This window comes from Pseudomonas caspiana (genome assembly GCF_002158995.1).
GTDB lineage: Bacteria > Pseudomonadota > Gammaproteobacteria > Pseudomonadales > Pseudomonadaceae > Aquipseudomonas > Aquipseudomonas caspiana.
The window spans coordinates 120307-134939 of sequence record NZ_LOHF01000007.1 but is presented as its reverse complement, the minus strand read 5'-3'; the positions used below and the strand labels follow the sequence as shown (position 1 = coordinate 134939).

Sequence of the window (14633 nt, the reverse complement as noted above, 5' to 3'; positions counted from 1 at the left end):
GATGAACGGTGACTCGGTCTGTCTTAATACCGCGTCATCGTTCATCGCGAGCAAGCTCGGCTCCCACAGGTCCTTCATCAACCTTTAATTTACGCCGCCACAAACTGCTCAGCGTAATGGCAGGCAACCTGGCGGTTGTCGACCAGACGCAGGGCTGGTTCTTCGCTGGCGCAACGCTCGGTTGCGTATGGGCAGCGCTTGTGGAAAGCGCAGCCGCTTGGCGGGTCGAGCGGGTTAGGCAGTTCACCGACGATTTTGATCTTCGGTTTCAGCGGGTCCGGATGAATCGTCGGTGTCGCCGACAGCAGTGCCTGGGTGTACGGGTGCAGCGGACGGTTGTAGATCTCTTCCTTGGGACCCATTTCCGCCGGGCGGCCCAGATACATCACCAACACCGTGTCAGCAACGTGACGCACCACTGACAGGTTGTGGGAGATGAACACGTAGGCCGTGTTGAATTCCTGCTGCAGGTCCATGAACAGGTTCAGGACCTGTGCCTGAATCGACACGTCGAGAGCGGAAGTCGGTTCGTCCGCCACCAGTACTTTCGGTTGCAGCATCATGGCGCGGGCCAAAGCGATACGCTGACGCTGGCCACCGGAGAACATGTGCGGATAACGCTGATAGTGCTCGGGACGCAAACCGACCTGAGCCATCATCGCCTGCACTTTCTCGCGACGTTCCTGCGCGGAAAGGTTGGTGTTGATCAGCAGCGGCTCGCCGAGCTGATCACCAATTTTCTGCCGTGGGTTAAGCGACGCATACGGGCTCTGGAAAACCATCTGCACGTCTTTGCGCAACTGCTTGCGTTGTTCCGCGCTAGCGCCTTTGACTTCCTGACCGGCGATTTTCAGCGAGCCGGAAGAAGGCTCTTCAATCAGCGTCAGTGCTCGGGCCAGGGTCGACTTGCCGCAACCGGATTCACCGACCACAGCCAGGGTCTTGCCTGCTTCAAGTTCAAAAGACACACCGTTGAGGGCGCGCACCAACGCGTGGCCCTTGAACAGGCCACGGGAGACTTCGTAGTGACGGGTAAGGTCGCGGGCGGTAAGAACGACGCTCATTACGCCACCTCCTGATTCAAGGGATAGAAGCAACGCGCCAGGCTGTGGGCTTTAGGATCAAGGCCCGGGCGCTGGGTGCGGCAGTTGTCCTGCACGTAAGGGCAGCGCGGCGAAAGCAGGCAGCCTTGCGGACGGTCATAACGGCCTGGAACCATGCCCGGCAATGTCGCCAGGCGTTCGGCACCCATGCTGTGTTCCGGAATCGCCGCCAGCAGTGCTTCGCTGTACGGGTGTGCAGGCACGTCGAACAAGCCTGGCACCTGACCCACTTCAACCGCCTGGCCTGCGTACATCACGCAGACGCGCTGAGCAGTTTCGGCAACAACGGCCAAGTCGTGAGTAATCAGCACCAGCGCCATGTCCTGCTCTTTTTGCAGGCTCAGCAGCAGGTCCATGATCTGCGCCTGAATCGTCACGTCCAGCGCGGTGGTCGGTTCGTCGGCGATCAGCAGCTTGGGTTCGCCTGCAATGGCCATGGCAATCGCCACGCGCTGGCTCATACCGCCCGACAGTTGATGCGGGTACGCATTGAGTCGCGAAGCAGCACCCGGGATTTCAACTTTTTGTAGCAGCTCAAGGGCGCGTTGACGTGCGGCCTTGCCAGACAGATTCAAATGCTGACGCAGCACTTCTTCGATCTGGAAGCCCACTGTGTAGCTGGGGTTCAGAGCGGTCATCGGGTCCTGGAAGACCATCGCCAGATCTTTACCGATGATTTTGCGGCGTTGGCGCGAGTTGAGCTTGAGCAGCTCCTTGCCATCAAAGTTCAGCGAGTCAGCAGTGATGACGCCTGGGTGATCGATCAGGCCCATCAACGCCATCATGGTCACGGATTTACCCGAACCCGATTCGCCGACGATAGCCATGACTTCGCCTTTCTCGACGCTCAGCGACAGGCCATCGACAACAGGCACTGCGCTGGCGTCGCCGAAACGGACGTTGAGATTCTTGATTTCTAAAAGTGACATGCGAATCTCCTCAGGCGGCATTTTTGAGTTTCGGGTCCAGCGCATCGCGCAGACCGTCGCCCATCAGGTTGATTGCCAGCACGCTGAGCAAAATGGTCAAACCAGGCAGGCTCACCACCCACCAGGCGCGTTCGATGTAGTCCCGTGCCGAAGCGAGCATGGTGCCCCACTCAGGTGTCGGCGGTTGTACGCCCAGACCGAGGAAGCCCAACGCAGCGGCGTCGAGAATTGCCGAGGAGAAACTCAAGGTCGCCTGTACGATCAGCGGCGCCATACAGTTTGGCAGCACGGTGATGAACATCAGGCGTGGCAGGGTAGCGCCGGCCAGACGCGCAGCCGTCACGTAGTCGCGGTTCAGCTCGCCCATTACCGCGGCGCGGGTCAGACGAACATACGAAGGTAGTGAAACGATGGCGATGGCGATCACGGTGTTGATCAGGCCAGGGCCGAGGATGGCGACAATGGCCACAGCCAGCAGCAGCGAAGGCAGGGCGAGCATGATGTCCATCAGACGCATGATCGTCGGGCCAATGATGCGCGGGAAGAACCCGGCCAGCAAACCCATGAAAATGCCCGGGATCAGCGACATCACTACAGATGACAAACCGATCAGCAGCGACAGCTGTGAGCCTTTGATCAGGCGCGACAGCAAGTCACGGCCCAGTTCGTCGGTGCCCAGCAGGAATTGCCATTGACCACCTTCAAGCCAGACTGGCGGGGTCAACAGGAAGTCCCGGTACTGCTCGCTTGGGTCATGCGGTGCGACCCAAGGGGCGAACAGCGCGCAGAACACAATCAGGATCATGAACAACAGGCCGGCAACTGCGCCTTTGTTTTTTGCGAAGGCTTGCCAGAATTCTTTGTACGGCGAGGGGTAAAGCAGGCTTTGATCGACTGCTACCGAAGGAGTAGGTGTGCTCATAGGTAATGATCTCAGCGCTGGTGACGGATGCGTGGGTTGGCAAAGCCGTAGAGGATGTCCACCACGAAGTTGACCAGGATCACCAGGCAGGCGATCAGCAGAATGCCGTTTTGCACCACAGGGTAGTCACGAGCACCGATCGCTTCGATCAGCCACTTGCCGATGCCCGGCCAGGAGAAAATCGTTTCGGTCAGTACCGCACCGGCGAGCAATGCGCCGACTTGCAGGCCGAACACGGTCAATACCGGGATCAGCGCGTTACGCAGGCCATGAACAAATACCACGCGTGCAGGCGACAGACCTTTGGCACGAGCGGTACGCACGTAGTCTTCACGCAGCACTTCCAGCATCGACGAACGGGTCATCCGGGCGATCACCGCCAGCGGGATGGTACCGAGCACGATGGCAGGCAGAATCAGGTGATGCAGCGCATCAAGGAACGCACCTTCTTCACCGCTGAGCAAAGTGTCGATCAGCATGAAGCCGGTGACAGGCGGGATGTCATACAGCAGGTCGATACGCCCGGACACTGGCGTCCAGCCCAGCGTTACCGAGAAGAACATGATCAGGATCAGGCCCCACCAGAAGATCGGCATCGAATAGCCTGCCAGGGAAATGCCCATCACCCCGTGATCGAATAACGATCCCCGTTTGAGTGCCGCGATGACGCCTGCCAGCAGGCCGATAATGCCCGCGAAGATCAGTGCCGCAATCGACAGTTCCAGAGTGGCGGGGAACAGCGCGGTGAACTCCGTCCACACGCTGGTGCGCGTGCGCAAGGATTCCCCGAGGTCGCCTTGAGCGAGCTTGCCGACGTAGTCGAGATATTGCGCGTACAGGGGTTTGTTCAGGCCCAGACGTTCCATGGCCTGAGCGTGCATTTCCGGATCGACCCGGCGTTCACCCATCATGACTTCGACCGGGTCGCCCGGAATCAGGCGGATCAGGGCAAAGGTCAGCAAGGTGATGCCGAAAAACGTGGGTATCAACAACCCCACTCGGCGGGCGATAAAACTAAACATCCTGGTGGTACCTCATCAGCCGGTTAGGCGAGTTCCGGCGAGTCTCTGGGTAGAGCCCGCCGGATTATTTTTCTACTTCACCCTGGTAGTGGCGAAGTTGTTATTGGTCAGCGGGCTAATTTGATAGCCTTCGACGTTACTGCGCATTGCGGTAAACAGTTTTGGATAAGCCAGGCTCAGCCAAGGTACATCTTTGGCAAAAATCTGCTGGGCTTGCTCATAAAGTGCGGCCCGTTCAGCCGGGTCGGTTTTTTCCCGGGCCTTGGAGATCGCTTCTTCAAACGCCTTGTTACACCAGCGGGCGTAATTTTCACCATTCTTGGCCGCTTCGCAACTCAGGTTAGGTGTCAGGAAGTTATCAGGGTCGCCATTGTCGCCAGCCCAGCCTGCAAACACCATGTCGTGCTCGCCGGCTTTTGCCCGTTTGAGCATCTCGCCCCACTCCATTACGCGCAGATTCAGCTTCAAGCCGATTTTGGCCAGGTCCGCCTGCAGCATTTGCGCACCCAGAGCCGGGTTCGGGTTAGTCACTGCACCGCCATTACGCAGGAACAGGCTGAACTCCTGACCCTCCGGTACGCCTGCCTCTTTAAGCAGTGCCCGGGCTTTTTCCTGATCGTGTGTCGGGTTCTTGATGTCGTGGGCGTAGCCGAGCAGGGTTGGCGGATACGGGTTCACCCCTTCAGTTGCTTTACCTTCGCCAAACAGCGCCTTGATGTAAGCCTTTTTGTCGAACGCCAGATTGATCGCCTCGCGCACACGCACATCGCTCAAGTATTTATGCGAAGTGTTGATGGCGATGTAGCTGGTCATCATGGCTTCCATCTCTTCGATCTTGAGCTTGGGGTCTGCCTTGATGCTTGCGATGTCGTCCGGTTTTGGATAAAGCGCGACCTGACATTCGTTTGCCTTGAGCTTTTGCAGGCGCACATTGCTGTCCAGCGTGATCGCAAAAATCAATGTTTCGCTGGGCACTGCACCCTTCCAGTAATCCGGGTTGGCTTTATAGCGAACTTGGGCATCTTTGGCATAGCGAGTCAGGATGAACGGGCCTGTGCCGATAGGCTTGCTGTTCAATTCGGCAGTTTTACCTGCCTTGAGCAGTTGATCTGCGTATTCAGCGGAATAGATCGAGGTGAACGGCATCGCCAGGTCACGCAGGAATGGCGACTCAGGACGCGTCAGAGTGAATTTGACGGTGTGATCGTCGACTTTTTCGACGCTTTTAAGCAGGTCATTGAAGCCCATGCTTTCGAAATACGGGTAACCGGTCAGAGACTTGTCGTGCCATGGGTGCTTCGGGTCCAGCTGACGCTGAAAGCTCCAAAGGACGTCATCGGCGTTCATCTCGCGGCTTGGTTTGAAGTAATCAGTGGTCTGGAACTTGACCCCTTTACGCAGGTGGAACGTGTACGTCAGGCCGTCGTCGCTGACATCCCAGCTTTCAGCCAGGTTGGGTTCAGTTTCAGTGGTGCCTGGCTTGAAGCCTACCAACTTGTCCAGAAAGGTTTCGGCTGTGGCATCAGCCGTGACAGCGGTGGTGTATTGAACGATATCGAAGCCTTCAGGGCTGGCTTCGGTGCAAACCACCAAGGGTTTGGCGGAGACGCTCAGCGCCGCGCTGAACAGAGCCAGGGCGATCGAGTTGCGTAGCGATAACAGTTTCAATGTGAACCCTCCGTTGATTTTTTAACGCCTGTGCGACCGATCCGGCGCGGTGTTGGCCCCCGCGTCGGATCGGTCATGGTGCGAGTTACAGGATGTTGAATGGAATCGTGGTTACCAGACGGAACTCGTTGATGTTGCCATCAGCCTGATTTTCGCTGGCGCGGTGCGTGGTGTAAGTCGCGCGGATCGCGGTAGCCTTGAGTGGGCCGGACTGTACAGCGTACGAAGTGCCGATGCCGTATTCGTAGTGGGTTTCGCCGTCCATCGCCAGCACGTCGCTATATGCAGTGCCTTTGTATTTGGTGCCGTCGATGTCCCAGCCGCGAGCCTGGTAAATGTTGAATTTCAGACCTGGTACGCCGTATTCAGCCATGTTCAGTACATAGCTCAGTTGCAGGGATTTCTCGTTCGGACCGTTGAAGTCCGACAGCAGGGAGTTGGCCAGGAAGATAGCGTTGGATTCGCCGAGGTAGTCAAAGTACTCGTCGCCGTTTACATCCTGGTAAGCAACGCTAAAGCTGTGCGCTTTGTGGGTCGCAGTGAACGACAGGCTGTAAGTGTCGTTGTCGATCGGACCCAGTTTGCGGCTGCCGGAATCTTTGGTTTTGTAGTAGTTCAGGTTGGAGCTCAGGCCCAGTACGTCGGTGTCGCCCAGTTCATGGGTGAACGCGAAGTAGTACTGGTGCCAGAAGTCTTCAACGTTGGACGCATACAGGCTGGTGGTCAGGCTCTCGAACGGTTTGTAGTCCACGCCTGCCATGTCAACGCGATCTGCCGTCGCACCGTTGCCGGCATACGAAGAGCTGAACTTGGTCATGCTCTGTTGCATACGTGGCGAGATGCGATCGTAGCTACCCGCCTGGAAAGACAGGTTGTTGAACTCGTCGCTTTTCAGCGTCACACCGTTGAAGCTCGATGGCAGTGCACGGTTACCGATGAAAGCAATCACGGGCGTGTTCACTGACTGGCGGCCTGCGGTCAGCGTGGTGTTGGACACACGCGCTGTGATGTTGGCAAGACCTGCCTTGCTCCACTGGCCAACTGCGTCACCGTCACTGTCAGCCAGTGTGCGGTTGGAGCTGTTGATGAAGTGATCCTGATCACGATCCAGCGCAATCGCGTTGTAAAGGGCCAGTTCAGTTGAGAAGCCCACAACGCCCTGGGTGAAGCCCGAGGTGTAGTTGACGATGGTGCCTTGTTGCCAGTTGATACGACGTGGCGTGGTTTTTGTAACGCCATCATCCTGATAACTGTAGCGCGGGGTATCCCGACGACGCAGTTCGTTCGAGTACCAGTTGCGAGTCGTACCGGTCAGGTGTGAATCCTCAATGAAACCACCCGCTTCACCCTGTGCACTTTTCGAGCTCAGTTGAGTCGGCACGAATGCCTGGCTGGCGGGTTCTGCCTGGACCATTGCGCTTAAAGAGGCAATGGACAAAGCGACTGCTGCGGTACTGACTTTTCTCACGATTGAAGCTCCCTTTACTACTTTATAGTTGCCAGTTTTTTTGGTCTGGCTCTGGTTGTATGGGGCTTTTTTTGCCCCGTTTTTTTTAGATACATCTGCTAACAAATCGAATTTCTGGAACGGTGATACTCGCCGCCCCTGGTCAAGGGCAGCGAATATCTGTTGGATCGTTGGCTTAGTCGGCGACGCTGACGCCGGTGAATGTGTTACGCCCGAATGGGCTGACCTTGAAACCCTGCACTTCTTTACGCAGCGGCTGGTTAACCGTGGAGTGAGCGATCGGCGTGATCGGCACTTGCTGTTTCAGGTACTGCTGGGCCTGTTTGTAAAGGTCGGTGCGCTGAGCGCGGTCAGCGGTGGCAACAGCGGCCTTGACCAGTGCGTCGTACTTCTCGTCACACCACATTGAGTAGTTGTTACCGCCAATCGCTGCGCAGCTGTACAGAGTGCCCATCCAGTTGTCCGGATCACCATTGTCGCCAGTCCAGCCAATCAGCGAGATGTCATGCTCGCCCGCCTTGGTGCGCTTGAGGTATTCGCCCCACTCGTAGCTGACGATCTTGACCTTGATGCCCACCTTGGCCCAGTCGGCCTGGAGCATTTCAGCCATCAGTTTGGCGTTAGGGTTGTAAGGACGTTGAACCGGCATTGCCCACAGGGTCAGCTCGGTACCTTCCTTGATGCCCGCTGCGCGCAGCAGCTCTTTGGCTTTTTCAGGGTTGTACGGATTGTCTTTGATGGTTTCGTCGTAAGACCATTGGGTCGGCGGCATGGCGTTCACGGCCAGTTGGCCTGCGCCTTGATACACGGCGTTGATGATCGCCTGCTTGTTGACGGCCATGTCCAGCGCCTGACGTACTTCCAGTTTGCCCAACGGCTCATGGCGCACGTTGTAAGAGATATAGCCCAGGTTGAAACCTGCCTGTTCCATTACCTTCAGGTCTTTGTCTTCCTTGAGCTTCTGGATGTCGGCAGGGCGCGGGTTGAGCGAAACCTGGCACTCGTTGGCTTTGAGTTTCTGCATCCGTACCGAAGCATCAGTGTTGATGGCGAAAATCAGGTTGTCGATTTTGACGCGACTCGGGTCCCAGAACTCTTTGTTGCCCTTGTAACGAATTTGCGAGTCTTTCTGATAACGCTGGAAGACGAAAGCACCAGTACCGATTGGCTTCTGGTTGATGTCGTGCAGGTTGCCGGACTTCATCAACTGGTCTGCGTATTCAGCGGAAAGAATCGAGGCGAAGTTCATCGCGACGTTCTGGATGAACGCGGCGTCGACCTTGTTCAGGCTGAAGACCACGGTCATCGGATCGGTTTTTTCCACCGACTTGATGTTCTTGTTCAGGCCCATGCCGTTGAAGTAGGGGAATTCGGTCGGGTAAGCGACGCGGAACGGATGGTCTGGTTTGAGCATGCGGTTGAACGTGAACAGCACGTCATCGGCATTGAACTCGCGTGTTGGCTTGAAGTACGGCGTGGTGTGGAACTTCACCCCTTCGCGCAAGTGAAAGGTGTAGGTCAGGCCGTCTTCGGAAACATCCCACTTGGTGGCCAGCGCTGGAATAACAGCGGTGCTGCCTTGTTCGAACTCGGTCAGTCGGTTGTAGATCGGCTCGGCGGCATCATTATCCGTGCCGGCCGTGTACTGGGCGATGTCGAAACCTGCCGGGCTACCTTCCGAGCAAAACACCAGATTGCTGGCGGCCTGCGCCGCAGGTGTCATGGCCAGCAAGCCAAGGCTGAACAACGACGACATGGCAATGGTTTTACGCATGATGATCCTTATCCTTCAAGTGAGTAGTAAATGCCCAACAGTTGCCAGGCAAAGCATTGCCTGCAAGCTGGAAGCCTTCTCGACTGCTCAGTAACAAAATGAAATAGCTTGGCTCGCGCCCTCGAAGGTATGTCCGTCGGGCGAGACTGTATGTAGTACCGAATGCCTAAAAACGCGTAGGAAACTTCTGTATGTAAGTAGTTAGCGCAGTTTATGCAGGAGCTGCCGAAGGCTGCGATGACGTCGTATCTGACGCACCGTAATTCGCAGCCTTCGGCAGCTCTGCATATTTTGCGCAACTAACTTTATATAACCGACGAAAGGAAATAACTGCGCCACTACTGCAGCGCAGTTATTTAATCCTTACTTGCCGGTGACGCTAACTCCGTAGAACGAGTTCAGACCAAACGGGCTGATCTTGAAGTCTTGTACGGAGGTGCGCATCGGTTGGTAAACCGTTGAGTGCGCGATAGGCGTCATAGGTACGGCATCTTTGAGGAGATGTTGTGCCTGTTTGTACAGCTCGGTGCGCTTGGCCGGGTCTGTCGTTTCCTTGGCCTGGTGGATCAAGGTATCGAAAGGCTTGTCACACCATTTGGCGAAGTTGTTGCCATTGATGGCGTCACAGCCGAACAGGGTGCCGAGCCAGTTGTCCGGATCACCGTTGTCGCCGCTCCAGCCAATCAGCATCGCGCCGTTTTCGCCCGCTTTGGCGCGCTTGATGTACTCGCCCCATTCGTAGCTGACGATCTTCACGTTGATGCCGATTTTCTTCCAGTCAGACTGGAGCATTTCGGCCATCAGTTTGGCGTTCGGGTTGTAAGGACGCTGAACCGGCATCGCCCACAGGGTGATTTCGGTGCCTTCCTTGATGCCGGCCTGCTTGAGCAGCGCCTTGGCTTTTTCAACGTCGAACGGTGCGTCTTTGATGGTGGTGTCGTAGGACCACTGGGTCGGCGGCATGGCGTTGACAGCCAGCTGGCCCGCGCCCTGATACACCGCATCAATGATGCCTTGCTTGTTCACGGCCATGTCCAGCGCCTGACGAACTTCTTTGATGGCCAGAGGGTTTGGCTGATCGCTACCCTTGATCTTGTCCATCGTGTTGTAGGCGATGTAACCCAGGTTGAAGCCTGCCTGATCCGGCATCTTCAGGTCCTTGTCGGCCTTGAGTGGTGCAAGGTCGGCAGGGCGTGGGTAAGCGGTGATCTGGCATTCGCCTTTCTTGAGCTTCTGGGCACGAACCGAAGCGTCGGTGGTGATGGCGAAGATCAGGTTGTCGATTTTGACGTCTTCAGGCTTCCAGTAATCCTTGTTGCCGGTGAAGCGGATGTTGGAGTCTTTCTGGTAGCTCTTGAATACGAACGGGCCGGTGCCGATCGGCTGCTGGTTGATCAGCTCAGGCTTGCCTTCCTTGAGCAGCTTGGCTGCGTATTCAGCGGACTGAATAGAGGCGAAGCTCATGGCCAGGTTCTGAATGAAAGCAGCATCGACAGTGCCGAGGGTCATCTTGACGGTGTGATCGTCGACCTTCTCGATCTTGGTGATGTTGGTGTCCATCGCCATGTCGGTGAAGTACGGGAATTCGGTCGGATACGCCTTACGGAATGGATCGTCCTTGTTGATCATGCGGTTGAAAGTGAACAACACGTCATCAGCATTGAATTCGCGGGTTGGCTTGAAGTACGGAGTAGTGTGGAACTTGACGCCTTCACGCAGGTGGAAGGTGTAAGTCAAGCCGTCCGGGGACACATCCCATTTGGTGGCCAGGCCCGGAATTACCGCGGTGCCGCCACGTTCGAACTGGCTCAGACGGTTGAAAACGGTTTCTGCGGCAGCGTCAAAGTCGGTGCCGGTGGTGTATTGGCCTGGGTCGAAACCGGCCGGGCTGCCTTCGGAGCAGAACACGAGGTTCGATGCCGCTTGAGCGAAAGGAGCTGCAGTGATCAAGCCTGCACTGAGTAGAAACGGAATGACCGCGTGTTTGAGCATGGTGGCCTCAGTTGTTGTCATTTTTAAAATTGAGGATCTGACCTTGTGAGCCGATCTTGCCGATACTTATGCAGGGGCCATACCCAAAGCAAGGCGTTGGCGCCAAAGAAGTATCAAAGAGTGGCACGAGCGTACACGAATGTCGCATAAGTGTAATTTCTGACGCATTTGATCGTTTGCGCGTCGCATTCAGGAAGGTTTTGCGCACCAATCGTGCGCAGTCAAACGTGTTGAATGCACTCGATTGGCGCGGCAGTGTTACCAATTTTTCTAAAGGTTCGGTTATTTGGTCAGACTTACACCGTAGAAAGGCGTCAGGCCGAAGGGGCTCAGTTTGAAGTCCTGCACTTCCTTGCGCATTGGCTGGAAGACCCTGGAATTGGCAATCGGAGTGATCGGCACCTGCGTCTTGAGGATCTGCTGCGCTTGCTGATAGAGCTTGATGCGCTCGTCGCGATCCGTGGTCAGCTTGGCTTTCTGCACCAGCTTGTCGTAGGCAGGATCACACCATTTCGCGTAGTTGCTGCCTTTGACTGCTGCGCAGCTGTACAGCACGCCGAGCCAGTTGTCGGGGTCGCCATTGTCGCCGGTCCAGCCATAAATCATCGCATCGTGCTCACCGGCTTTGGCGCGTTTGATGTACTCGCCCCATTCATAACTGACGATGTTGGCCTTGATGCCGACCTTGGCCCAGTCGGCCTGAATCATCTGCGCTGACATGCGCGCATTAGGATTTGAGGCACGCTGGACGGTCATGGCCCACAGGTTGATCTGTGTGCCTGGCGCGACGCCAGCTTCTTTCAGCAGTTGCTTTGCTTTTTCCGGATCGTGCGGGGCGTCCTTGATGCTTGGGTCATAACTCCATTGGCCGGGCGGGATGGCGTTCTGTGCCAGCTGCCCGGCACTTTGGTAAACCGCCTTGATGATCGCGGGTTTATCAATGGCCATGTCCAGCGCCTGACGGACCTTGAGTTGATCCAGCGGCGGATGTGTCACGTTGTAAGCCAGGAAACCTAGGTTGAACCCTGGCTGGCTTATGACCTTGAGGTTCGGGTCCTTCTGCATCTGCTCAATGTCTTGCGGGCGCGGATAACCACTGACCTGGCACTCTCCGGCCTTGAGCTTTTGCAGTCTCACTGCGGCGTCGCCATTGATGGAAAAGATCAGGTGATCAAGTTTCACATCCTCGGGCTTCCAGTAGGCGGTGTTGGCGTCGTAACGAATCTGGGCGTCTTTCTGATAACGCTTGAAGACGAAGGGGCCTGTGCCGATGGGCTTCTGATTGAGTTCTTCGGCCTTGCCCTGTTTGAGCAGTTGGCCTGCATATTCAGCTGACTGCACGGAGGCGAAACTCATCGCCAGGTTCTGAACAAAGGCAGCGTCGACGTTGTTGAGGTTGAACTTGACGGTCAGATCGTCGACTTTTTCGACGCTCTTGATCGTGGTGTTCATGCCCATATCAGTGAAGTACGGCGATTCGGACGGGTATGCCTTGCGAAACGGATGGTTGCTGTCCAGCAGCCGCTGGAAGGTAAACAGCACGTCATCGGCGTTGAAGTCCCTGGTCGGGGTGAAGTAATCGGTGGTGTGGAATTTTACGCCGGGGCGCAGGTGGAAGGTATAGGTCAGGCCGTCGCTTGAAACATCCCAGCGTGTGGCCAGCCCAGGTTCAACCTCGGTGCCACCGCGCTTGAACTGTGTCAGACGATTGAAGACGGTTTCAGCAGAGGCATCGAAGTCCGTGCCGCTGGTGTACTGGCTTGGATCAAACCCTGCCGGGCTGGCTTCCGAACAGTAGACCAGCGTGCTTGCATGGGCCAAAGGCGCACATGCCAGCAAGGCAGCGGTCAGGAGTAATGGTTTGAACGGCGTATGTCCCATGAAGTCCTCGCGAAGTGCAGCTAGTCCGAATGTCTGATGCAATAGACAACGGATAGTGCCGCACCCGTGAGGTCGCGACAATTTGTTACTTGCGTCGGGTCAGGTACCAGCCAAGCGGAGTGAGCTTCCACAAGCGCAACAGTGCGTTATCTTCGGTAAGGAATGTCTCCAGAAAGTGTGTGCCCTGACTATTGAGGTTCTCCAGCTCCTGCATGGCTTGGCCTCGAACTTTCTCAGCGACGTTTGCCAATTCGTTTTTGCTGGCGGCCTTTTTGACCTGTTGAGGATTTTCGGCTGCCCATTTCCTGACAATGTCGTCCTGCCAACTGCTGTCGTTGGCGTGGGTTATGTAAGCAGCCGCGACGACCCCGGGGTCCCCCGCGCCTGATCTGCCCAGCCAGTGTTCGAGCATGACGAACCCCAAGTGCTCGACAGCTTCCTGCGCCAGCAGCGCGGCCAGTTCGTGGAGCGGATGTTCGGCATGGTCTTTAGCCAGTTGCGAGTGCGAAGGATCTGTCGAGCCATTGCTGTTGGGATCGCCGGTTATCAGGGTTTGCGCGGGCCCGATGCTGTTGCCTACCACCGTCAGCAAAGCCTGCATCACATAGCCAATGGCGTTGTTGAAAAGCTGGCCCGGTAAGGCAAGGTGGTGATTCAGCTCTTGGAGATAGCTTGAGTAAGGAAGGTCGGCCCACGTGTCACGCACCTTGAGGAAGCCTTCGTAGGCGCTGAGCAAACGTTCGTCCGGATGCTCGCTGAGCAGGATCTGAATGATCTGGTCTTTTTCGTAACGTTCGCCTGACTGAATAGGGGTGAAGATCGTGTCTTTGACAGAAAACAGAATTTTGCCTATCGGGGCCGCGAGGCTGGCGATGACGTCGGTTGAACCGAACATCCCGGTCACCAGCGGCAATCCATGGCGGCAGTCGGCTTTGGAGGTCCAAGGCAAAACATCGGTGTAACCCAGCTTTATCAGGCTCAGTTCAGCAAAGTTAGAGTGCGAGAAAAAGTCTTCAAGTATATGGAGGGCAGAACCAAAAGCGCGCAAACCGTCGGTGGACTCCAGGCCCGCGCTCGATGCTGAGTCGAGCTGCGACTTCATGGTTGCGGTGCTGCGCTGAATGTAGCGCTTCATGGAGGTTTGGTAGTCGACCTTCAGCAACGCATCACCGTCGAGCACCCACGGTTCGAAATCGCTGTCACGGCTCTGTGGATTGGCCGGCTCGGGGGCGGTGACTTTCGGGTTGTCGATATGCTCGCTGGGGCGATAGACGCCGAGCCGTTGCGCAGTAACCCGAAACCGTTCCCTATCCACCTGCATCAGGTCTTTGAATTCACGTATTGCCAGCACATCGACGACTTTGGTTAGTGCGTCTCTGGACAGCAGGTCCGGGAAGCTTTTGGGCATGCTCGTGGCGCGCACGATTTTGGGGTCCAGCAATTGTGAATAGTCGCGCAACCAATTGCCGAAATAGATGGCTCGAACTTCGTGTTCCCTGAACCCGGCGGTTTTCAATACATGCTCGATGGAGCCGTGGGTCGCCGTGCCAGGGCCACCTTCGCCCGCTGAAAATCGTGGCTGGATGATCGGCGGACGGCCGACCATCGTGTTGTCAGTTTCGGTGGCGCCGCGATGAACGGGAGTAGCGGCCAGTGGGGACTCTTCAATGAGCGGATTCATCCTTGATTCCTTGAGTTAATGCGGCCGGAGCGGGATCGCCCGACGCACGTCCCAGTGTACGGATGCAGATTTTCAGGGGAATCAGATCGCTGACTGAGCGTTGTAGGGCGCAGCACACCGGGCAACGCGAAATATCGACAGCGCACTCGGGAAAGTGGCCGGCCTTTGCATGATCGGCAGAATGAGCGGCGAG

Annotated in this window: 10 protein-coding genes; all 10 read right to left on the bottom strand. The window is 56.5% G+C overall.

What is annotated here, in order from left to right; translation table 11 throughout:
- Window positions 1–89 precede the first annotated feature (89 nt).
- On the bottom strand, window positions 90–1064 hold the full coding sequence (locus AUC60_RS10915; protein ID WP_087266611.1) for a peptide ABC transporter ATP-binding protein: 975 nt from the start codon (window positions 1062–1064) through the stop codon (window positions 90–92).
- Window positions 1064–2032, bottom strand: a complete 969-nt coding sequence (locus AUC60_RS10910) for an ABC transporter ATP-binding protein (RefSeq protein WP_087266609.1) — start codon at window positions 2030–2032, stop codon at window positions 1064–1066. Before AUC60_RS10910 ends, AUC60_RS10915 begins: the two co-directional genes overlap by 1 nt.
- Window positions 2033–2042: 10 nt before the next feature.
- Window positions 2043–2954 (bottom strand): ABC transporter permease subunit, encoded by a 912-nt coding sequence (locus AUC60_RS10905; protein ID WP_087266607.1) that lies wholly within the window; start codon window positions 2952–2954, stop codon window positions 2043–2045.
- 11 nt (window positions 2955–2965) lie between these two features.
- A complete protein-coding gene (locus tag AUC60_RS10900) occupies window positions 2966–3976 on the bottom strand; it encodes an ABC transporter permease subunit (protein WP_087266605.1) in 1011 nt (336 codons plus the stop codon).
- A gap of 72 nt (window positions 3977–4048) precedes the next feature.
- Window positions 4049–5644: an ABC transporter substrate-binding protein gene (locus AUC60_RS10895; protein ID WP_087266604.1), complete on the bottom strand. Its 1596-nt coding sequence runs from the start codon at window positions 5642–5644 to the stop codon at window positions 4049–4051.
- An 85-nt stretch (window positions 5645–5729) separates the two neighbouring features.
- Window positions 5730–7112: an OprD family porin gene (locus AUC60_RS10890; RefSeq protein WP_087266602.1), complete on the bottom strand. Its 1383-nt coding sequence runs from the start codon at window positions 7110–7112 to the stop codon at window positions 5730–5732.
- Window positions 7113–7287: 175 nt separating this feature from the next.
- Window positions 7288–8886, bottom strand: coding sequence for an ABC transporter substrate-binding protein (locus tag AUC60_RS10885; protein WP_087266600.1), 1599 nt, complete (start codon window positions 8884–8886; stop codon window positions 7288–7290).
- Window positions 8887–9249: 363 nt separating this feature from the next.
- The gene (locus tag AUC60_RS10880; protein WP_087266597.1) at window positions 9250–10878 is read right to left on the bottom strand and encodes an ABC transporter substrate-binding protein; all 1629 of its coding nucleotides are present in this window, start codon (window positions 10876–10878) and stop codon (window positions 9250–9252) included.
- A gap of 282 nt (window positions 10879–11160) precedes the next feature.
- Entirely contained in the window at window positions 11161–12759 is a 1599-nt protein-coding gene (locus AUC60_RS10875; RefSeq protein ID WP_087266595.1) for an ABC transporter substrate-binding protein, read from the bottom strand.
- A gap of 85 nt (window positions 12760–12844) precedes the next feature.
- On the bottom strand, window positions 12845–14440 hold the full coding sequence (locus tag AUC60_RS10870) for an HET-C-related protein (RefSeq protein WP_405623755.1): 1596 nt from the start codon (window positions 14438–14440) through the stop codon (window positions 12845–12847).
- Between the last annotated feature and the right edge of the window lie 193 nt (window positions 14441–14633).